At 35.7% G+C, this 22,315-nt stretch carries 17 protein-coding genes and 2 pseudogenes; 13 read left to right on the top strand and 6 right to left on the bottom strand.

The features are described 5' to 3' along the window. The first annotated feature begins 87 nt into the window (after positions 1-87). From QWZ06_RS24280 to QWZ06_RS24260, 5 genes are all read left to right on the top strand, one after another. Complete coding sequence (locus tag QWZ06_RS24280; protein ID WP_290302376.1) at positions 88-762, top strand: response regulator transcription factor; 675 nt, start codon at positions 88-90, stop codon at positions 760-762. Between the two features lies 1 nt (position 763). Further along, positions 764-2,125 (top strand): sensor histidine kinase, encoded by a 1,362-nt coding sequence (locus QWZ06_RS24275; RefSeq protein WP_290301695.1) that lies wholly within the window; start codon positions 764-766, stop codon positions 2,123-2,125. A gap of 480 nt (positions 2,126-2,605) precedes the next feature. Next, positions 2,606-3,880, top strand: a complete 1,275-nt coding sequence (locus QWZ06_RS24270; protein WP_290301694.1) for a TolC family protein — start codon at positions 2,606-2,608, stop codon at positions 3,878-3,880. 33 nt (positions 3,881-3,913) lie between these two features. Further along, positions 3,914-5,029 carry an efflux RND transporter periplasmic adaptor subunit gene (locus tag QWZ06_RS24265; protein ID WP_290301693.1) on the top strand — a complete coding sequence of 372 codons (1,116 nt, stop codon included), beginning with the start codon at positions 3,914-3,916 and terminating at the stop codon, positions 5,027-5,029. Beyond that, the gene (locus QWZ06_RS24260) at positions 5,029-8,127 is read left to right on the top strand and encodes an efflux RND transporter permease subunit (RefSeq protein WP_290301692.1); all 3,099 of its coding nucleotides are present in this window, start codon (positions 5,029-5,031) and stop codon (positions 8,125-8,127) included. Before QWZ06_RS24265 ends, QWZ06_RS24260 begins: the two co-directional genes overlap by 1 nt. A 62-nt stretch (positions 8,128-8,189) precedes the next feature. Here the strand turns inward: QWZ06_RS24260 and QWZ06_RS24255 are convergent, their stop codons facing one another. Then, positions 8,190-8,945 (bottom strand): DUF5995 family protein, encoded by a 756-nt coding sequence (locus QWZ06_RS24255; RefSeq protein ID WP_290301691.1) that lies wholly within the window; start codon positions 8,943-8,945, stop codon positions 8,190-8,192. A 132-nt stretch (positions 8,946-9,077) separates the two neighbouring features. Continuing rightward, entirely contained in the window at positions 9,078-9,314 is a 237-nt protein-coding gene (locus tag QWZ06_RS24250; RefSeq protein ID WP_290301690.1) for a hypothetical protein, read from the bottom strand. Positions 9,315-9,562: 248 nt separating this feature from the next. Between QWZ06_RS24250 and QWZ06_RS24245 the strand changes: the two genes are divergently transcribed. Next, complete coding sequence (locus tag QWZ06_RS24245; protein ID WP_290301689.1) at positions 9,563-9,730, top strand: bacteriocin-like protein; 168 nt, start codon at positions 9,563-9,565, stop codon at positions 9,728-9,730. Positions 9,731-9,767: 37 nt separating this feature from the next. Here the strand turns inward: QWZ06_RS24245 and QWZ06_RS24240 are convergent, their stop codons facing one another. From QWZ06_RS24240 to QWZ06_RS24225, 4 genes are all read right to left on the bottom strand, one after another. Beyond that, the gene (locus QWZ06_RS24240; protein ID WP_290301688.1) at positions 9,768-10,238 is read right to left on the bottom strand and encodes a YciI family protein; all 471 of its coding nucleotides are present in this window, start codon (positions 10,236-10,238) and stop codon (positions 9,768-9,770) included. 90 nt (positions 10,239-10,328) lie between these two features. After that, entirely contained in the window at positions 10,329-11,933 is a 1,605-nt protein-coding gene (locus QWZ06_RS24235) for a GEVED domain-containing protein (RefSeq protein ID WP_290301687.1), read from the bottom strand. 284 nt (positions 11,934-12,217) lie between these two features. Further along, positions 12,218-13,396, bottom strand: a complete 1,179-nt coding sequence (pncB, locus tag QWZ06_RS24230) for a nicotinate phosphoribosyltransferase (protein WP_290301686.1) — start codon at positions 13,394-13,396, stop codon at positions 12,218-12,220. A 94-nt stretch (positions 13,397-13,490) separates the two neighbouring features. After that, positions 13,491-13,967: a Dps family protein gene (locus QWZ06_RS24225; RefSeq protein ID WP_290301684.1), complete on the bottom strand. Its 477-nt coding sequence runs from the start codon at positions 13,965-13,967 to the stop codon at positions 13,491-13,493. 122 nt (positions 13,968-14,089) lie between these two features. On the opposite strand from QWZ06_RS24225, the gene QWZ06_RS24220 reads away from it, so the two are divergent. The 7 genes and pseudogenes from QWZ06_RS24220 (at position 14,090) to rpsJ (ending at position 22,232) form a co-directional block, all read left to right on the top strand. Continuing rightward, a complete protein-coding gene (locus tag QWZ06_RS24220) occupies positions 14,090-15,676 on the top strand; it encodes a DUF8728 domain-containing protein (protein WP_290301683.1) in 1,587 nt (528 codons plus the stop codon). 62 nt (positions 15,677-15,738) lie between these two features. Further along, positions 15,739-17,334: a DUF8728 domain-containing protein gene (locus tag QWZ06_RS24215; RefSeq protein ID WP_290301682.1), complete on the top strand. Its 1,596-nt coding sequence runs from the start codon at positions 15,739-15,741 to the stop codon at positions 17,332-17,334. A 146-nt stretch (positions 17,335-17,480) separates the two neighbouring features. Continuing rightward, the gene (locus tag QWZ06_RS24210; RefSeq protein WP_290301681.1) at positions 17,481-18,443 is read left to right on the top strand and encodes a sulfatase-like hydrolase/transferase; all 963 of its coding nucleotides are present in this window, start codon (positions 17,481-17,483) and stop codon (positions 18,441-18,443) included. A 431-nt stretch (positions 18,444-18,874) separates the two neighbouring features. Then, a complete protein-coding gene (gene rpsL / locus QWZ06_RS24205; protein ID WP_002983146.1) occupies positions 18,875-19,288 on the top strand; it encodes a 30S ribosomal protein S12 in 414 nt (137 codons plus the stop codon). 23 nt (positions 19,289-19,311) lie between these two features. Next, positions 19,312-19,788 (top strand): 30S ribosomal protein S7, encoded by a 477-nt coding sequence (gene rpsG / locus QWZ06_RS24200; protein WP_290301680.1) that lies wholly within the window; start codon positions 19,312-19,314, stop codon positions 19,786-19,788. Between the two features lie 6 nt (positions 19,789-19,794). Then, positions 19,795-21,911 (top strand): annotated as a pseudogene (gene fusA, locus QWZ06_RS24195) (elongation factor G). A gap of 16 nt (positions 21,912-21,927) precedes the next feature. Beyond that, positions 21,928-22,232: pseudogene (rpsJ, locus tag QWZ06_RS24190) on the top strand (30S ribosomal protein S10). Positions 22,233-22,315 lie beyond the last annotated feature (83 nt).

The raw sequence follows: 22,315 nt of genomic DNA, 5'->3' as shown, positions 1-22,315 counted from the left end.
TCAAGCCTGGAAAAACTCGTGCATCCTTCTTCTGGCTTCTTCTCTTCGGCAAGAATCCTTATATTTATGGGAAATTTCAGAAACATTATGAATATCTTATTGGTAGAGGACGATCAGAGAATTAGCAGCTTCCTGTTGAAAGGACTTTCCGAAGCCGGTTATCATATGACGCTTGCTGATTCCGGTGAAAAAGCCAGAGAAATTCTTCATACTTATGATTTTGATATTATATTAATGGATATTATGCTTCCCGGGTTGGATGGAATGCAACTTACTCAAATGATAAGGTTTAAAGGGAATTACACTCCGATCTTGGTATTAAGTGCATTAAATAGTCCAGATGATAAAATTAAAATGCTGGATCTGGGAGCAGATGACTATTTGTCCAAACCTTTTCATTTTGAAGAATTGATCTCAAGGATTAAGGCGTTGACACGAAGAAATAAACTCAGTTACCAAAAAGAGGATCAATATCTGTCTTGTGGAAGTATCATCATAGATACAGATCTTCATAAGGTCACGCAGAATGATAAAGAGATTGAATTTTCTCCTACAGAATACAAACTTTTTACTTTTCTGATGGAGAATAAAAATAAAGTAGTGAGCAGAACCCAGATTTTGCATAATGTTTGGGGAATTGATTTTGATAATACTACGAATGTGGTGGATGTATATATTTCCTACGTTCGTAATAAAATTGATGAAACAGAACAGAAAATTATTCATACCGTTAAGGGAACAGGATATTTAATTAAAGATTAAAATGACACTTAGGAACAGGTTTACCCTTATTTCCAGTCTTTCATTCGGGATTGTTTCTATCATCACATCTGCGGTGATATTTTTTGCCTATTATGACAGTACGAAGATCTTTTATTTTGAAAAGCTTAGAAATGCAGCTCTGATTTCTGCGATTTATTATCTTGAAAAAGATGAATTACCAAAAGATAGACATGCTCAGATTAAACAGGAGTATAAGCATCTTATTCAAAATAATCAGGTAGCAGTTTATAATCAAAATAATGAGGTGACATTTGGGCAAAATCTGAACGATGAAAATATCAAACCCATTCATATACAAGCGGCAAGAAATAATAAAGGAACACAGTTTATGTCTGGTAATCAATTCTATTACGGGATTTTTTACCCTGATAATCAAGGGGACTTTGTGGTTTTTGTAAAATCTCCGAATGATTCATTTCAATCACAGATTTGGAGGCTTTCTATCATTATGCTTTCTGTGTTGATTATTGGGTTGCTGGCTATTTATTTTTTAAGCCGATATCTGTCAAAGATTGTTTATAAACCCATTTCTAATGTGGTAGAAAGAATCAATAAAGTGGAGTATAATAATATTTCTACAGCCATTACTTCCACCAATACCAATGATGAAATTGAGGATCTGATCAAATCTTATAATAAATTATTGGGCAGAATTTCTGAAAATGTACTGTTACAGCAGAATTTCATCAACTATGTATCTCATGAGTTTAAAACGCCTTTAGCTGCTATCTCCGGAAACCTTGAAGTATTTGCTCAAAAAGACAGAACTCCTGAAGAATATAAAAAAGTAGCCAAAGAATCTCTGGATAATGTTTATGAGATTGAAAATATTCTTAATAATCTTCTTCTGATGTCAGGAATGACCAAGCTTGAATCTTCTCATAAGCAGGTAAGAATAGATGAATTGATTTGGAAGATTTACGAAAAGCTGGAAGGTAAAGCAAAGGAAAATCATTCCAATATTAAAATACAGCTTCAAGTCACAAAATCTTCTCTATTAGAATTTCCCGGGAACGAAACACTTCTCTATTTAGCATTATATAATATTGTAGAAAATGCAATTAAGTATTCCCGTGACCATTCTGTAGATATCATTTTGTCTGAAAAGAATAATCAACTGAATATTGAGGTGAAAGACCAAGGAAAAGGAATTCCTACGGATGATCTGGCGAAAATTACCGAAACATTCTACAGAGGAAAGAACGTAGATGGAGTTAAAGGCAGCGGGATTGGACTGTCTTTGTCTAAAAGTATTTTTGACCACCATCATATTACTATGAAAATTGATTCTAAAGTAGATGTAGGGACGAATGTCATGCTTGTATTTCCTGTTACTCTTTAAAACTGGGTTTTGGCTAAAGCCATTGGAATTCTAATTTAAATATAAGTGGATTAAAGTCCGTTTCTATTGATGTTAATCTCTCGCGGATTTAGCAGATTCCGCAGATGTTTTCGAATATGGAAATCAACGATTTTCAAAAACTGATGTGTACTTCTTATACGATATGTATTTATCTTAAAATCACTTAAGTATTTAAAAACTTTTGTGGTTCATCAATTTTCTTAAAAAGCTAATTAAGTTTATTTTTCAGAGGTCTCGTAGATGTTCACAGGTAAATTCTTAACAATATAAAATTGTGCTATTTGTGAAGAGCATTTGTGTTAAAAAAGATCTGCATAACCTCCCTAATCTGCGAGGGACTTAAAATAAATCCCAACCTATTCTAATCAAACTCTAATGTTAGCCTAACTGAATTTTAATTTCATTCGAAATTGGCTCTAATATTAGGAGAATAGCTTTGTGGTCTTAAAATAAGAGACCTTGAAGAAGATTTTTTTTACACTTTTTTATATTCATTGTTTCAGTTTTTTTTCGGCACAGGTTTCAGATACTCTGAAGATCAGCAGAAAGGAAGCTGAGGCAATTTTTTTGGACAAAAACCTCGATATTATTGCCCAAAAACTGGAGATTTCTCAGGCGGAAGCCAGAGCACTTCAGGCAAAATACTGGCCTAATCCTAAGCTAAGCATTAGTGAGGTAAACCTCTGGAGAACTTATGATATTGAAGAGCAGCCCGCATTGATTGGAAATTGGGGAAAGAACACCCAGATCTCTGCCGAAATAGAACAGGTCATTCAGACTGCCGGGAAACGAAGAAAAAATATTGAATTGCAGAAAATTGAAGTAGAAGGCGAAAAATACGAATTACAGGAAGTATTGCGTGAGCTGAAAAAAACTTTGAGAAATTCAATTACCGATATTTTATATAATCAAGAACAGCAAAAGATATATCAGGGGCAGATCGCTTCCATCGAAAAATTAACCAAGTCTTACAATAACCAATTAACCTTGGGAAATATCAGTAAGGCTGAATATATCCGTTTGAAGGCACAAGAAATTGAATTTAAGAAAAAGCTTGTGTCATTGAAGCAGGAAATTGAAGATCAACAAGCGGAACTAAAAGCTTTACTGATGATTCCGGCTCATTCTTACCTTATGATTTCGGATTCGTTTACCATGCCGGAAAAGCAGCTTTCAGAACTTGAACTTACGCAATGGCTGGAAAAAGCAAAAGAAAATCGCCCGGACATTATGATCTCTAAAAATAAAGAGAAGCATGCCAGCAAAAATCTTGAAATTCAAAATGCAATGAAAACTCCAGATGTGGCCGTTTCCATTGGCTATGACCGTGGCGGAAATATTATGAAAGATTTTATTGGATTAGGAGTCTCAGTAGATCTTCCCATCTTCGACAGAAATAAAGGGAATATTCAGGAGGCTAAGCTCGAGATTGAAAAAAGTAAAAATGAAATCCGTAAAAATCAGCTGAAATCAGAGAATGAAATTGTCTCTGTTTTCAGAAACTATATCCGTACTCAAGAAGTCTCTGAAGAAATTGATGATTCCTACGAATCTACACTGGATGGTTTATTAGTGAGTCATGAAAAGAACTTCAGACTAAGAAATATCAGCATGCTGGAGTATATGGATTTTCTTGAAGCCTACATCAGCAACAAAATGATCATACTAGATACTAAAAAAGAGCTTAATCAATATTATGAAAACCTGCAATATGTGGTAGGACAGGATTTATAAACCACGACTCCAAAAAAATACAAACCTCTACTTATGAAAATGAACACTACTAAATATATCGCAGTAATTTATCTGTCAGCCCTGGTAACGCTTACGGGTTGTAAGGATGAAAAACCAACTCATGAAATTGAAAAAGGATATTGCCTCAACAAAGAACTTAAAAAAGATATTAAACTGGCTAAGGCGGAAATGCTTCCTATTGAAGAAAGTATAACCCTCACCGGAGAAGTGGAAAGTAACTCTGATAAAACAGTTCCCTTTGTAAGTCTCGTGGATGGAGTGGTAACTGATACCTATTTTTCTCTTGGAGATTATGTGAAAAAAGGGCAGGTTCTGGCTTCTGTAAAAAGTACAGCGGTTAATGAAATGCAGGATGACACTCAAACATTACAAGCCCAGCTTGCAGTAGCTAAAAGAAAATTAGCCTCTGTAGAAGCAATGTATAAAGATGATATTGCCTCTCAGAAAGATCTTCAGGAAGCAAGAGCTGAAGTGACAATCCTTCAGTCTAATATTTCAAAGACTCACAAGAATATGCAATTGTATTCTGCGGGGGGAAACACCATTCAGATTAAGGCACCTGCAGATGGATATGTTATTTCTAAAAATGTTTCTAAAGGAATGCCCGTAACAGCAGGGGGTGATCAGCTTTTTACCATTTCCAATCTGGATAAAGTCTGGGTGATGGCTAATGTATATGCTACCAATATGAGGCATGTTTATGTAGATCAGCCGGTAGTGGTAAAAACATTGGCTTATCCTGATGACAGTTTTGCAGGAAAGATCAATAATATATCTCAGGTTTTTAATGAAAATGAGAGGGTATTAAAAGCAAAAATTATCATGGATAATAACGGTATGAAGCTTAGACCGGGAATGTCTGCCGATGTTGTACTGCCAGTTAATTCACAAAATAAAAGCGCTTTGGCTATTCCTGCGAAAGCTTTGATCTTCGATAATAATCAAAGCTATGTTGTAGTATATAAAAAAGACTGCGAGCTGGAGATAAGACCTGTAACAGAGATTGCTTCAAATAGTCAGTATATATATGTAGAAGGAGATCTGAAGCAGGGAGAAAATGTAATTGCTTCCAATGGATTGTTGATTTATGAGAACCTGAAAAACCAATTAAATAATTCTAAGAAGTAATGCGAAAATTTGTACAGAATATAGTTTCCTTCTCTTTAAAAAACTCATTGATCGTTCTTTTGGGAACATTTATGTTGTTGCTTGGAGGAATCTATTCCTATATGCACACTCCGATTGAAGCATTTCCGGATGTTACCAATACCAGAGTGAGGGTCATTACTCAATGGCCGGGAAGAAGTGCTGAGGAAATAGAAAAGTTTGTCACATTACCAATTTCCAAGGAAATGAATGCTATTCCGAATAAAACTTCGGTACGGTCTATTTCCCTGTTCGGATTATCTGTGGTGACGGTGATTTTCGATGACCATGTCAATGATTTTTATGCACAGCAATATGCATCCAATAAGCTGGGAAATGTAAATCTTCCCTCGGGTGCAGAATACAGTATTGAGCCTCCATCAGGAGCTACCGGTGAGATTTACCGATATATTATCAAGAGTAAATTACCGATAAAAGAAGTCACTGCTATTCAGGATTGGGTGGTTGAAAGAGAGTTGTTGGCTGTTCCTGGCGTTGCTGATGTCGTGAGTTTTGGTGGTGAAGAAAAAACGTATGAAATAAAAATTAATCCTACAGAATTACACAATTACGACCTTTCCCCCCTGGATGTGTATGAAGCAGTTTCGAAGAGTAATATTAATGTAGGTGGTGATGTTGTAGCAAAAGGAGATCAGGCTTATGTGGTGCGGGGGATTGGTCTTTTGGAAAAGAAAGAGGATATTGAAAATATTAAGATTGAAGTAAAAGGTTCTACACCTATTCTGGTAAAACACGTTGCTGAAGTTAAAATATCAGCAAAACCAAGATTGGGACAGGTAGGATATAATAAAGAAAATGATGTTGTAGAAGGAATTGTTATCATGCTTCGTGGAGAAAATCCAAGTGAGGTAATTGCAAGACTTAAAGACAGAATAGAGGAATTGAATGGCGGAGAATTACCTGGAGATGTTCAGATTGTTCCCATCATTGATCGTACAGAATTGGTAAATACAACCGTTCATACTGTTTCCAAAAACCTGATTGAAGGAGTTATTCTGGTTTCCATTATTGTATTCATCTTTCTTTACAATTGGCGAACAACGTTTATTGTAGCATCAGTAATTCCATTGGCTTTCCTTTTTGCCATTATTATGCTGAAAATTCAAGGACTTCCGGCTAACCTTATTTCGATGGGAGCATTGGATTTCGGGCTGTTGTTGGAAGGAACTCTCGTCATCGTCGAACATGTGTTTGTCGCCCTAGAACTGAAGGCCAAGAAGATTGGATTAAAGAGATTCAATAAAATTTCCAAACTGGGAATCATTAAGAAAAGTGCAGGAAGTGTGGCAAGCTATATTTTCTTTGCCTTATTGATCCTGATTGTAGCTTTGATGCCTATCTTCTCTTTCCAGAAAGTGGAAGGTAAAATGTTCTCTCCTTTAGCCTTTACATTAGGATATGCGCTGCTAGGTTCATTAATCCTGAGCTTGACCTATGTTCCGGCAATGTGTAAGCTTTTGTTAACTAAAAATATTGAAGAAAAAGAAAACTTTATTTCAAGATTCTTTAAGGTAAATATTTATAGAATTTATGAATTCAGTGTTCGTTATAAGAAAGGATTTATGATCGGTTTTGTAGCCTTGCTTGCACTTTGTGGGTGGAGATTTTCCAACTACGGTTCAGAATTCTTACCTAAGCTGAATGAAGGTGCTATTTATGTACGTGCCACTCTTCCAAATAGTGTGAATCTGGATGAATCTGTTCGGTTAACCAAAGAGATGAAGGAGATTTTAATGAAGTATGATGAAGTGAAATTCGTAATGACACAGACAGGACGTCCTAATGACGGAACAGACCCTACAGGATTCTTTAATATTGAGTTTAATATCCAGCTGAAACCGGAAAATGAATGGAAGAAAAAGATATCCAAAGATGAGCTTCTTGAAGAAATGAGAGTCTCCCTTGAAAAATATCCGGGAATTAATTTTGGATTCAGTCAGCCGATTCAGGATAATGTGGAAGAATATGTAGCCGGAGTAAAAGCACCACTGGTGATTAAAATATTCGGAAACAATTTATTTGAACTTGAAAATTATGCCAATCAGGTTGCTAATTCTATCAGAACGGTTCCTGGAATTTCAGATGTAAATGTCTTTAAAAATATTGGCCTTCCTGAATTGAGGATACAGCTCCACGATTCCAAAATGGCAAAATACGGAATTTCCACAGCAGATGCCCAAGCGGTGATTGAAATGACCATTGGCGGACAGGCTGCTACCAAGTTCTATGAAGAAGAAAGAATGTTTGATGTGATGCTGAGATTCGAAAAACAATATCGTGACACCCCTGAAAAAATGGGAAATATTCTGATCCCAACTCAGGATAATAAAAAAGTTCCATTAAAGGAAATTGCAACGATTGACTATCATACCGGGCCATCATTCATTTATCGTGAAGGAAACAGCAGATACATTGGGGTAGGATTTAATATTGAAGGGCGTGACCTGGGAAGCACTATTAAGGAAGCAAAAGAAAAAGTGGATAAAGAGGTGAAACTTCCGAAAAGCCACAAGATGACTTGGGCAGGCGAATTCGAAAGTAAAGAAAGAGCAGCTAAGCAATTGGCGATGGTTGTTCCTATTTCGCTTGTGCTTATTCTGATGCTGTTGTATTTCAACTTTGGGAATGTAAAAGATACCCTGATCTCTTCTATTACATTAGCCTTTGCATTCATCGGCGGATTTTTATCCCTTTGGTTTACAGGAACCATTTTTGGAATCTCAGCGGGAATCGGTTTTATTATCCTTTTCGGTGTCGCTACTATTGATGGGATCGTTCTGATCGGTGTGATGAAAGAGAATCTCCAGAATAGAATGTCACTTAAAGAATCCATTTCTGAAGGAGTGAAAAGCAGAATTCGTCCGGTAGTGATGATTGCATTAATGGGATCTATGGGACTTCTTCCGGCAGCAATGTCCAACGGAATGGGATCCGAAATTCAAAAACCTTTGGCCATTATGATTGTTGGTGGATTAATTATCTGTATGCTGCTTTCATTTACCATATTACCAATTGTGTTCTATTATGCTTACCGTAAAAAGAATAAGGAAACACTATAGTTTCTTTTCATTTGTTCATTATTTGGCTGGGATCCGTGAGGAAGATCCCAGCCTTTTTTGGCTTAAAAGGATTTCGTAGATTCCAGAATTTCGATATTCTTTACCACATCATTGCTTTCACATTTCTTCAGTTCTTTGAGAAGAGTAGGAGTAAGGATTTTGGGGTTTAAGATCTGTGTAGCGACTTTTGCAGCTGCATAATCTACAATATTAATGACCTGTTCTCTTAGAAAATTAGGCGTATTGGATGCAATCACAGCTGTTGCCCATGAAGTATCTCTGGCTTTGGAAATAGCAAAATCCAAAATGGCATTGTCTTTTCCGTTGGAAATCTGATCAATGAGTTGTACGGGATAGCATATTTGGTTCAGAGAATCCTGTACTTTCTGATTAATAGAGGCAATAACAGTATTAATATTTCCAAAGTCCATTTTTAAAGGATTAATTTTCCGGTAGGGCATAATGGAAGCGGCAGAGATTCCCAGATCCAAATTAATATGAGCATTCATTCCCAGAAAAATATGCTGTAAGATGAGAAGATCTTTATTCGTTGTGGCTTCAAAAGCAATATACCAGGAATTAGTACATTTTTTACCATGAGTGTAGCTTTCCCATGCTTCAAGGTATCGTTGTGCAAAAGCGATGTCAAGCAGTATCATTCTGGGATTATCTTCAAACTTTTTTTGTTGTATCCCTTTTAAAACCTGCGCCGTCATAATTCGGTAAGTACAGGCAAAATATCCTGCGGGGCTTTTGTTCTCTTTGCACCAGATGATAATTTCATCAAGTTTTTTCAGAACTTCTTCAATGGTTTTCATGGTGGTTTTTTGTTTATTTAAAGATAGTAAAAACCTGCGATCGGTAATGTATCGCTTTTGGACACCTATAGAAGAACCTTTGGATATTAAAAAAGTGAGCCTAAAAGCTCACCTTATTTATTATTACCCGAATTAAGGAGTAACTATAATTGGATCTGGAAAAGGTTCAAGAACCAATGGTTTGCATCTTGCAGCAGGTTCACATCTTCCGCCCATACATATAAAATTAGTCATAGTCGTTGAGCCGTCAGGACATCTGATCATGCCTTCACCAGGGCATCCTCCGGGACATTCTGGCAGATGCAAATACCCTCCGATTACTTCTTTCAGCTCTGGTCTCGAAAGTTTTGAAGTTTTCATTTTTTTCATGGAATTAATTTTTTTAGTTTAACAATGGTTTTAGTTTGCTTACAAACAGTCTTGTAAGTTCATTTTGTTATATGCTAAAATAATTATATTAATTCATTAAAACAATAGATATAATGATATATTTATTGATAATTATTTGAAATTTAGCTGATTAAAAAATAAATTGTATATTTATTTCCAATTAAAGAGAAATAAAAGACGAATCCGAAAATCTTAAGAGTAGGAAATTAAAACCAAACTAAATACCTATGAAAAATTTAAAAAACTTAAACAGAAAAGAGTTGAAAACTGTTTTAGGAGGTGCAGCAGTAGCATGCGAAACACCTGTAGATGGAGGTTGCCCTGCCGGCTATACATTCTGTAGTAACCCTTATTGTTGCTATCCACCTAGAAAACCATTTATTTGTTTTGACTAACAATACAAAATCCCTCCATTAGAGGGATTTTATTTTTTTAAGGATTTTCTTTTGAAATTTCTTCATGATGCTTAAGATATAGAGGTAATGCCGCTGAGCCATACCAGGGGAAGATCTCATAACTGAAAACTCCTGCCTGAACTGCAGGGTCTGTTTTTACCCATTGTTCTGCTTCTTCCTTAGATTTTGTATTGAAAATAAACATACCACGGTAGTTTTCTTTGTTCTTTTCGAGGAAAGGTCCGGCTACAATTATCTTCCCCTCATCAGCCAGTTTTCCAATATTGGTCATGTGTCCCTTCATCAGATTGCTCATTTTGGCTTTGTCCTCAATTTTTGCAGTACCAGTAGTCAGCATCACAATAGTATAAGGTTTCATACCATATTGATCTGCTCCAAGTGAAGTAGCCAGCTCCTGGTTGAACTTTGGTTTTTCTTTCTTCTTTTCCTGTGCAAAAGATAGTGTGAAGAGAAGTAAAGCGATGGCGAATAGAGCTTTTGATATCATAGTATTTTATTTTATAAATAGAGTAGACGAAGTATACAAAATAAAAGCGACAGATGTACTGTCGCTTTTTCAATTTATTTTAGAATATGTTTATTTCTTAATGGCTTTCAATGTTTTTACATTTCCATCTTCCATTTGAAGACCGATTAGATAAAGACCTGAACCTAGATCAGAAAGGTTAATTTCATTGCTGGCTTTAAGTGTTTTTAGCTGTCTTCCGGCAATGTCAGTTACAGTGATCGCTTTTACTCCTTTTATGTCGGATATTTTTAAAATATCTTTAAATGGATTAGGGTAGATCGAGATCTCTGATTTTTTATTTATACCAGTTTCTGAGGTTGCAAGTACAACATCATTTACCGTAATAGTATAATCTTCTACTTGTCCTTCACTTACATCACTGCATGGATCTGATAATTCTGTTCTCACAGAAGTGGTTGAGCTGTTAAATTGATACTTCACTCTCATTCTGGTATTGCCTAACGTAGCGGTAGCGGGTACTGGAATGTTTTTATTGACTATAATTGAGCTACCTGTTCCTGCTGCTCCCCCCGCAAAATCGGAAGTTACAAAATAGGCTTCTCCAGGATCGGCAAAGCTTCCATTTTGATTCCAGTCAATAAATACTGTAAATCCAAAACGGTTATTAGTTCCTAAACCGGCTCCTTCAAGAACGAGCGGATAACTGGTTCCTCTGGAAACTGTTGCTACTTTATTGGTAAAATCCTCATGCGCAATAGTTGTAGATGTAGATGGACTGTTCAAGTTACTGTACTGAACCTTAGTGATGCCATAAATTCCCATTTTAGCAACAAGAGGACCACAGTAAGGAGCAATAGAATTAGTTCCTGTTGTAAAAGATATTTCCTGACATCCTGTAGCGTCTCCTAAAGCATTACTTGGAGTAACAGATGCGTAAAGGGTTGTATTTACTGGGAATAAACCTGATAGAGCAGGGGTGAAGGATGTATTGGAGGTAGTTCCTGAATAGATATTTGAACTTCCTGATGTGGTACCAATTTTTAATTTATAAGATTCAGCTCCTGCTACAGCGCCCCAAGTAATCTGTGGACGTACCGAAACACCTGTTGCTGCGTTTGTAGGACTGCTTATCGTAGTACATGCCGGAGCGGCAGTTACTTCTTGTTTAATACGTACATTGTCTATAAAACTATAAAAATCATAGGTTGAACCACTCGTTCCTATAGTTTGTATTCTTAGCATGAAGTTTCCATTCACATTAGCCGATTCAGGAATAGTGCCTGTAAATGTTGCACAGGTTGTATCGGTAGTTGCCAATGTAATAGTACCGCTAACAGGGGTGTAAGACGTGCCCCCATTAGTAGAATAAGCCACACTTAAGGTGCCTCCTATACTGCTGCTATCATCATAGGCAAGGATAGAATAAGAAAATGTAATGTCAATTTTTTTACCATTAGCAGTCATAGTTGCTGGTTTGGTATAAACTAAATTGACAGTTCTTCCAGCAAGAGAAGAACCTCCCCATATTTCAGCTCCTATAAATGCAGAACCATCACAAGCAGCGGTGCCTGTATAAACACCTGAGGTATCCGTATATCCCCCGCTTATTGCGAATCCGGGATAAGTAGGGTTTTCAAAGCTTTCTGTAACTAAAATCTGTGCACTGCCCATAATTGACAATGCGGCGAAACTCAAGAATAGTAATTTTTTCATAAAATAAAGTTTTTTGTTTTACCGAATGTAACAATATTTAATGAAATTAACAAATAAATAACATTTTTAATTATTGATAATCAAATAGATGTAGTTTTGTTGTTTTTTTTATTGAGTTTTTAATATTTAGTGTTTTTTGTCTACTACTGTGAATTACTGTGATAGTTCGGTTGTTTTCGTGATTTTTCAATAACTATCACAGTAATAGTTGTTTTGTAAATTTTGAGTGAGCGAGTGGGTATGAAGTTGATTGTTGAAATTTTTACTTAGATTTAGTTTTATAACTAATCTTTTATTCTTAAAAATTCTTTAGCCAATTCAATCATCTTTGGATCTCCAGTATATTTTCCATGTTCATCAGAAAGTTTTACGGTTGGGATCCATTCTTTATTAGGTGCCTGTACTCCAATCAGCTTCATCACAATATTCATTGGCTTTAATCCGACATCATTCGTAAGGTTGGTTCCTATTCCAAAAGAGATTCCGATTTTTCCCCTGCAGTAATTGGTAATTTCTTCCACCTTTTCAAGGTTTAAAGCATCAGAGAAAATAATATATTTAAACATTGGATTGATCCCATTTTTCTGATAGTGAGCAATTGTTTTATCTGCAAACTCCAGGGCATCACCACTGTCGTGACGGACACCATCAAATAGTTTTGCGAATTTTTTATCAAATTGCTGGAAGAAGACATCTGTAGTATAAGTATCAGAAAGAGCGACTCCCAAATCCCCTCTGTAAACATCTACCCAATGTTCTAAAGCCAGTTCATTGGCCATTTTGAAACCATATTCCGCCGCATGGAACATGAACCATTCGTGAGCATGTGTTCCAATTGGTTTTACCCCATATTTCATAGCAAAATGCACATTGGAACTTCCGATGAATGTAGATTCTTTTTTCTGTGTTAAAGCTTCCATTACCAGATTTTGTACTTTATAAGAATGTCTTCTTCTGGTTCCAAACTCTGCAAATGTTACCCCAAGTCTGCCTAATGCGTCTGCTTTCTCAATAGTTTTACTCATAACCTCTTCATTGGAGTCTCTCTCCATGTGGTTCATTTCGTAATGGAGCTCACTGATTAATGCTAACAGAGGAACCTCCCAAAGAATCGTTCTGTACCATAGTCCTTCAACGATAACAGAAAGGTCTCCTCCTTCCTGATGAATTTTTACTTCAGACGGATCGTAGTGATAACCTTCCAGGAAATCCAGATATGGCAGGTCAATATATGGGCATGTTCTGGCCATAAACTTCTTTTCATCCTTGGTAAGTTTAAGTTCAGCCATTTTATTGACTGCTTCTCTTAATGCCACATCAAAGCCTTCTGGAAAATGATGCTTTCCTCTGTTGATAAATTCATATTTTACAACAGAACTAGGGAATAACTTTACCACTGCATTTTGCATGGTTATTTTATAGAAATCGTTATCTAAGATTGAATTGAGTTTTACGTTGTTCATAATATGTGTAATTTTAACGCAAATATAAAAATTAAAAATAAAATCGCCTAAATGTAAGGCGATTTTTTTAAAATATTTTGATGATCTTACCTGTTTATTTCCCCAAATAGGAATTGTACATCCAAACTTCTTTCTCTTGCTCTGTGATATAGTCGCTCATTTGAGAGTTGGTACCTTCATCACCAGCTTGATCTGTAATGTCTAAAAGTTCTCTTTGAAGATCAATTACTACTTTGAATGAGTTTAGGATTTGTTCAACACTTTTAGTCCCATCAGTTACTTCTTTGCTTTCTTTGATGGTTGCTACTTTTAAATAATCAGAATAGTTGTGTGCGGGAGTTGCTCCTAAAGTCAGGATCCTTTCTGCAATTTCATCGATTTTTAAAACTAAGCTATTATAAAGTTCTTCAAACTTCGGGTGAAGGGTAAAAAACTGATCTCCTTTGATGTTCCAGTGAGAACCTCTTGTGTTCTGATAAAATACAGAATAGTTGGCTAAAAGTGCATTTAGTTTTTCTGCTATTTTCTTGCAGTCGGCTTCTTTAAGGCCAATAATACTAGCGTTTTTCATACGTTTATCTTTTTATATATCTCAAAGTTACGAAATATCATGCCGAATACCCTGCTATATCAATAGATGATAACTATAAGAAAATTTTTTAAAATAGTTTGGAAGTATTAATATTGCAGAAAATGAAAAGCTTTTTAATCACAGCAGCACTATTTTTGGGAATGTGTATGGTATATCTCTTTCTGATGGTGTCCGAAACTGAAAACTATTTTACCTATATCCTGGATGATGCTTATATCCATTTGGCAATTGCTAAAAACTTTGCCTTTCATGGGGTATGGGGAGTCACTCCATATTCTTTTTCATCCACTTCATCATCACCGATTTTTACCATTGTTTTAAGTGGGCTGATGTATATTTTCGGAAACCATGAATGGATTCCCTTAGTCTTTAATGCTGTATGTGCACTTTTGATCGTTTATTTTCTGAACAAATACTATTCAGACTATTTCAAAGAAACCCGATCAATTATAGCCGCTAATTTTTTTACCTTGCTTTTTTCTTCTGTCGCTATGCTTTTGTTTTCCGGTATGGAGCATGTGTTGCAGGCAATGGTAATCGCGATAAATGTTCTTTGTTTTGAAAGATGGAAGACCTCAGAGTATAAAAATAGATATTATTCAAATTGGTTTTATGCCACTCTTGCATTGCTTGGGCTGATCAGGTTTGATAGTATGTTCTACTTTCTGTCGATCGCATTTGTCTTTCTATTGCTGAAAAAGTTTAAATATGCAGCCAATGTACTGGGATTTGGTTTTATCCCAATTTTAATTTTTGGATATTTTACCTATCAGGAAACGGGGCATTTTTTTCCTAATTCAGTTATTATAAAAGGAAGCAGATTTGATTTTTCAGGAAACTATTTCATGCAGGCTGCAGGGCTGTTGTATCATAAGATTCTGGATAATCGTAATTTTTACTTTGCCGGGGCATTGCCACTATTAATTTCCATTGTTCTGATGATTAAGGATATTAAAAAAGGTCTGGGATTTCAAGAAATACTGAACCGAAATATTCTTCTGATCGTATGGTGTATTACTTTATTTTTCCATGGGACATTCAGTAAATTGACAAAGCTATACCGATATGAAGTCTATATTTTGATAGGGTTTGCGATGGCGATCATTCCAAAATTGAAATTTGTTTTTGAACACAAGAGCCATTGGCTAAGACAAAACCGAGGTTTTTCGGTTTTAATCGCTCTTTCTCTGATATTATTAATAATGAAAATAGGATTTGCAAGTTATCTTACAGTTGTGGGAAGTAGAAATATTTATGAACAACAGATACAGTCAGCAAGATTTTTAAAGAAATATTATCCCCATGCGAAAGTGGCTGCTAATGATATTGGAGCAATTTGCTATTTTACCAATATTCATCTGCTGGATTTTGAAGGGTTGGGATCTAAGGAAGTAGTGCCATTCAGAATGAGAGATATTGGAATAGATGATACTTTTGAAAATTTTTTAGCAGCATACACTAGTCAAAATGGTTACCAGCTTGCCATTGCTTATGAAGAATGGCTGCAGGGACATACCCCGGAAAACTGGAAAAAAGTAGCTGTTTTAACGGTAAGTGGAAGTAATGCACTATTAGGTGAAGATCATTTATATATTTATTCCATAGATCCTTCCATTCATAATGTTTTAAAAGAGCAGGTGAAAAGTTTTAACTGGAATAAGAATATCGCCGTTAAGGTTGTAGACTGAGTCTCCATTCAAAAACCATTTTAATTTTTTTAAATAGTGAGGAAGTATTAATATTGCAAACGATGAAAAGCTTCTTAATAACAGCGGCAGTATTTCTGGGAGTGTGTACAGTATACCTTCTTCTGATGCTGTCCGGAACTGAAAATTATTTTACATATATTCTGGATGATGCTTATATTCATCTGGCGATGGCTAAAAACTTCGCTCTTCATGGAGTTTGGGGAATTACGGAATATTCTTTTTCTTCTTCCTCGTCATCTCCCATATTTACATTTTTATTAAGTGGCTTTATATATCTGTTGGGAAATCACGAGCTCATTCCATTGGTTTTTAATTGTGTATGTGCAGTCTTATTAATATTCTTCTTAAATAGATATTATAGCCGTTATTTTAGTGAAAATAGACCTGTTATTATTGCAAGCGTATTCACATTGGCATTTACATCTATTCCGTTGCTTATTTTTTCAGGAATGGAGCATGTGCTACAGGGATTAATGATTGCAATAAATATTTTTTGCTTTGAAAGATGGCAAAAATCAGGATATAAAAATAAATATGATTCTTTAGGTTTCTATTTGACATTGGCTTTATTGGGATTAATACGGTTTGAAAGTATGTTTTACTTTATATCCCTTTCTTTTGTTCTTCTTTTACTCCGAAGATGTAAAGAGCTTGCAGGTGTGTTATTCTTTGGCTTTGTTCCGGTTTTAATTTTTAGTTATTTTACTTACCGGGAAACAGGCTATTTCTTCCCGAATTCAGTCATTATAAAAGGGCTAAGGTTTGATACTTCGAAAGAGTATATTGAGCAGCTGATAAAGATTATTCAATATAAATTTATTGAGAACCCATATTTTTTCAATGCTGCTTTATTTCCTTTATTGATTGCTGTATTTTTAATTATCAAAGATGTTAAAAAGAAATTACGCTTTGAAGAAGTGCTTACCCGAAACTTTTTTCTTGCAGTTTGGTGTATTGCATTGCTGATACATGGAACCTTCAGTCAGTTCACCAATTTTTACCGATATGAAGCCTATTTGTTAATAGGATTTGCCATGGCTATCATCCCAAAGCTTCACTTTTATTTTAATGGCTTTACAATAAATCATTTTATAGTAAAACAAAATAGAACAATGGCTGTTCTGATAACGCTTTCGTTAGGAGCACTTGCCTTAAAAGTAGGGTTGGGGAGCTATCTTATTATAACGGGAAGTAAAAATATTTATGAACAGCAAATACAGTCGGCAAGGTTTCTGAAAAAATACTACAACGAATCTAAGGTAATGGCTAATGATATTGGAGCCATCAGTTATTTCACGGATATCCATCTTTTCGATTTTGTGGGATTAGGATCCAAAGAAATTGTTCCTTTAAGAATGAAGAAGAGAAAAGTAGATGCTGAGGTAGAAGCTTTTCTTACCAGATATTCTACCCAAAACAAATATCAGCTTGCCATAGCCTATGATGAATGGATGGATGGACATACTCCTAAAAACTGGAGAAAAGCAGCTGTTTTAACCATTAGCGGCTGGAATGCCGTGTTAGGAAGAGATCATGTATATATTTATTCTATAGATCCAAAGATTCATGAAATATTGAAAGAACAGGTAAGGAACTTTACATGGAATAAAGATATAAAAGTAGAAATTATAGACTGATTTTTTTATAGTTTAAGCATGTTTCTTATTTCCCATTATATTGACTTTTGTCTTGATTTCTTAAGGAATAGATAACAATTTGTTAATGAATTCAAGAGTGGGTTTCTCTAGCTTTGCGCTCGAAATATAATAAAAAGTAAAAAGTAATGAAGAAGTTCTTCCTGTGTTCTATGGTATCATTATTCATGTTTTCATGTAGTAATAATGATGCAGATGCACAAACTCCCACTTTACCTGTAAAACCAGAAGCTAAGTATCAAACTAAGAATGTTGTTCTTTTAGTAGTAGATGGCCCTCGCATTTCTGAAACCTGGGAAGCTCCTAATAAAGAAAATATACCTAACAGAGTGAGTTTATTAAGCCAGGGGGTTTTTATCAGTAATTTTAAGAACAACGGAACTACAAATACGAATCCAGGACATAGTGCAATGTGTTCAGGAGTATATGAAAATATAGTTAATGATGGTACCGAATTGCCAGGCTACCCGTCTGTGATGCAACAATGGCTAAAGTTTACAGGAGCAGATAAAACCAAAGCTTGGATTATTGCATCCAAAGATAAGCTGGAAGTTTTGAACGATTGTAAACAAACAGACTGGAAAGGAAAATATCAGCCAAGTGTAGATTGTGGGGTAAGCGGAAATGGATCGGGCTATAGAGCTGATGCCGTTACAATGACCAATACGAAGGAGATCATGAAAAAGTATAGTCCTAATATGATTGTGATCAACCTTAAGGATGTAGATTCATACGGACATGATAATAAGTACAACGAATATATTCAGGCTATAAAAACAACAGATGCTTCTATTAAAGAGATTTGGGATTATATTCAGTCTCTGCCTGCTTATAAGGATAAAACGACCTTAATTGTTTCCAATGATCATGGAAGACATTTGGATAGTAAAGGTGGATTCAGAAATCATGGAGATGATTGCGAAGGATGCAGACATATTGAGTTCTTTGCTATGGGACCCGATTTTAAAAAGAATACAACCATTAGTACAGGGAATTATGAGCAAATTGATATCGCAAGTACAATGGCTGAACTTTTGGGCGTACCTAAACAATATATGAAGGGAAAAGTAATAAAGGACGCCTTTAAATAAAACTTTGATTTTTTGATACCAGCCTCTGTGATGTAAATATAATGAAATCACAGAGGCTTTTTTTATGATTGAAAATAAGCTTGTGAAGATTAAAAAAAGTAAGACCTACCAGAGATAAACATATTCAAGCAATCTTATTATTCTCAATTGAGTAAGATGTATTAAAAAATAAGTAATGATTTCTTAATAGAGCTAATCAGTAGATTTTTCTAGTTTTAGAATTATAAATCCTATCTATAAATAACTGTGAAAAAAATATTTTTTCATTTCAATTTCTTGATAAAAAAAAGCTCAATACTATAAAATAGATGCAGGTTCTGAGCAACTTCGGGAAATTTTGGAAAAGTTTTTTGAAAGAAATAAAAATACATAACTGCTTGTCAATTAAAAAAATATTACTATTTTTGCACCCTAAAATAAAAAGCAATTAAATGCCTACTATTCAACAATTAGTAAGAAAAGGAAGAGCCACGCTTGCCAAGAAGAGCAAATCGGCTGCCCTTGATTCTTGTCCACAAAGACGTGGAGTATGTACGAGAGTATATACTACTACACCTAAGAAACCTAACTCTGCACTTAGAAAAGTTGCAAGGGTAAGACTTTCTAACGGTAAAGAAGTTAACGCCTATATCCCGGGCGAAGGACATAATCTTCAAGAGCACTCGATAGTATTGGTTAGAGGCGGAAGGGTGAAAGACCTACCGGGAGTACGTTACCACATCGTAAGAGGTGCATTAGACACAGCTGGTGTAAATGGAAGAACTCAGAGAAGATCTAAGTACGGAGCTAAGAGACCTAAACCAGGACAAGCTGCTGCAGCTCCTGCAAAAGGAAAGAAAAAATAATCATTAAATAAGGTACAGAAGCAATGAGAAAGACAAAAGCGAAAAAAAGACCGTTGTTACCAGATCCGAAGTTTAATGATCAATTGGTAACGAGATTCGTAAACAACTTAATGCTAGACGGTAAGAAGTCTATCGCATTCAAAATTTTCTATGATGCATTAGATATCGTAGATACTAAAAAAGGAGAAACTGAGAAAACAGCCCTTGAAATCTGGAAAGATGCATTAACAAACGTTATGCCTCACGTAGAAGTACGTTCTAGAAGAGTAGGTGGAGCTAACTTCCAGATTCCTATGCCAATCAGAGCTGATAGAAAAATTTCTATGGCAATGAAATGGTTAATTAGCTACTCTAAAAAGAGAAATGATAAGTCTATGGCTTTGAAATTAGCTAATGAAGTTGTAGCTGCTTCAAGAGAAGAAGGTGCAGCTTTCAAAAAGAAATCTGATACTCACAAAATGGCGGAAGCTAACAAAGCGTTTTCACACTTTAAATTCTAATCTGAAATGGGTAGAGATCTTAAATTTACAAGAAATATTGGTATTGCTGCTCACATTGACGCAGGTAAGACTACCACTACTGAAAGGATTTTATTCTATACAGGAGTAAACCATAAATTGGAGAAGTTCACGATGGTGCTTCTACAATGGACTGGATGGAGCAGGAAGCAGAAAGAGGTATTACTATTACTTCTGCTGCAACTACTTGTTCTTGGAACTTTCCAACTGATCAAGGAAAGCCTCTTGCAGATACTAAGCCTTACCACTTCAACATCATTGATACACCGGGACACGTTGACTTCACTGTAGAAGTAAACAGATCTTTAAGAGTATTAGATGGATTGGTATTCTTATTCTCAGCAGTAGATGGAGTAGAGCCTCAGTCTGAAACAAACTGGAGACTTGCTGACAACTACAAAGTTGCTAGAATGGGATTCGTAAACAAAATGGACAGACAAGGTGCTGACTTCCTTAACGTGGTAAACCAGGTTAAGAGCATGTTAGGATCTAACGCAGTTCCAATCGTTTTACCAATCGGTGCTGAAGAAGATTTCAAAGGTGTTGTAGACTTAATTAAAAACAGAGCGATCATCTGGGATGAAGCAGGACAAGGAGCTACTTTCGAAGTAGTGCCAATTCCTGAAGACATGAAGGCTGAAGTTCTAGAATATAGAGAGAAACTAGTAGAAGCTGTTGCTGACTACGATGATACTTTGATGGAGAAATTCTTCGAAGATCCAGATTCAATCTCTGAAGAAGAAATCAACGAAGCTCTTAGAAAAGCTACTATCGATTTATCTATTATCCCAATGACTTGTGGTTCTTCATTCAAGAATAAAGGAGTACAGTTTATGTTGGATGCAGTATGTAAATACTTGCCTTCTCCATTGGATAAAGATGATATCAAAGGTACTGACCCAAGAACAGACGCTGAAATTACAAGAAAGCCATCTGTAGATGAGCCTTTCTCTGCTCTGGCATTTAAGATTGCTACTGACCCATTCGTGGGAAGATTAGCATTCTTCAGAGCATACTCTGGAAGACTAGATGCTGGTTCTTATATCTTGAACACTCGTTCAGGAGATAAAGAAAGAATCTCTAGAATCTATCAGATGCACGCTAACAAGCAAAACCCAGTAGAATATATTGAAGCTGGTGATATTGGTGCAGCGGTAGGATTCAAGTCTATCAAAACTGGTGATACGATGTGTGACGAGAAAAACCCAATCGTTCTTGAATCGATGGTTTTCCCTGATCCGGTAATCGGTATCGCTGTTGAGCCTAAAACTAAAGCTGACCAAGATAAAATGGGTAACGCTCTAGCTAAATTGGCTGAAGAAGATCCTACGTTTACTGTTAGAACTGACGAAGCTTCTGGACAAACGATTATCTCTGGTATGGGTGAGCTTCACTTAGATATCATTGTAGATCGTATGAGAAGAGAGTTCAAGGTTGAAGTAAACCAAGGACAACCTCAGGTAGAGTACAAAGAAAACTTAACAAAAGTTGCTCAACACAGAGAAGTTTACAAAAAACAATCTGGTGGTAAAGGTAAATTTGCTGACATTGTATTTGAACTAGGACCTGCTGACGAAGGTAAAATTGGTTTAGAATTCATCAATGAGATCAAAGGTGGTAACGTTCCTAGAGAATTTGTTCCTGCAATTGAAAAAGGCTTTAAAGCTGCAATGAAAAACGGTCCTTTGGCTGGTTTCGAAGTTGAAGGTATTAAAGTTGTTCTTAAAGACGGATCTTTCCACGCGGTGGATTCTGATGCTCTTTCATTTGAAATGGCTGCTAAATTAGGATTTAAAGAAGCGGGACGTGCTGCTAAGCCAGTAATCATGGAGCCTATTATGAAACTGGAAGTTGTAACTCCAGAAGAATATATGGGTAACATCATTGGTGACCTTAACAAAAGAAGAGGTACAATCAGTGGTCAGGAAGAGAAAAATGGAGCTGTTGTAATCAAAGGTTCTGTTCCACTTTCTGAAATGTTTGGATATGTAACAACTCTAAGAACACTTTCATCAGGAAGAGCTACTTCTTCTATGGAATTAGAGAAGTACCAAGCTACTCCACAAAACGTTGCTGAAGACATCATAGCTAAAGCAAAAGGTTAATTTTTAAATTAAAGAAATGTCACAAAGAATCAGAATAAAACTAAAATCTTACGATTACAACTTGGTAGACAAGTCTGCTGAGAAAATCGTAAAAACGGTAAAGGCTACTGGTGCTGTTGTAAACGGTCCAATTCCATTGCCAACGAACAAGAGAATCTTCACAGTGTTGAGATCTCCGCACGTAAACAAGAAAGCAAGAGAGCAGTTCCAATTATCAGCTCACAAGAGACTAATGGATATCTACTCTTCTTCTTCTAAACTGTTGATGCTCTAATGAAATTAGAACTTCCTTCAGGTGTAGACGTTGAAATTAAAGTGTGATAACTGCATACTTTGCAATGATTATACAATCCGTTCCTTTTTAGGGACGGATTTTTTTGTTCCTACTTTTTGAAAGTTTGTAA

It is taken from the genome of Chryseobacterium tructae, assembly GCF_030409875.1.
Taxonomy (GTDB): Bacteria; Bacteroidota; Bacteroidia; order Flavobacteriales; family Weeksellaceae; genus Chryseobacterium; species Chryseobacterium tructae.
Note: the sequence above shows the minus strand (reverse complement) of the source record. Positions and strands in the feature narration are given on the sequence as shown.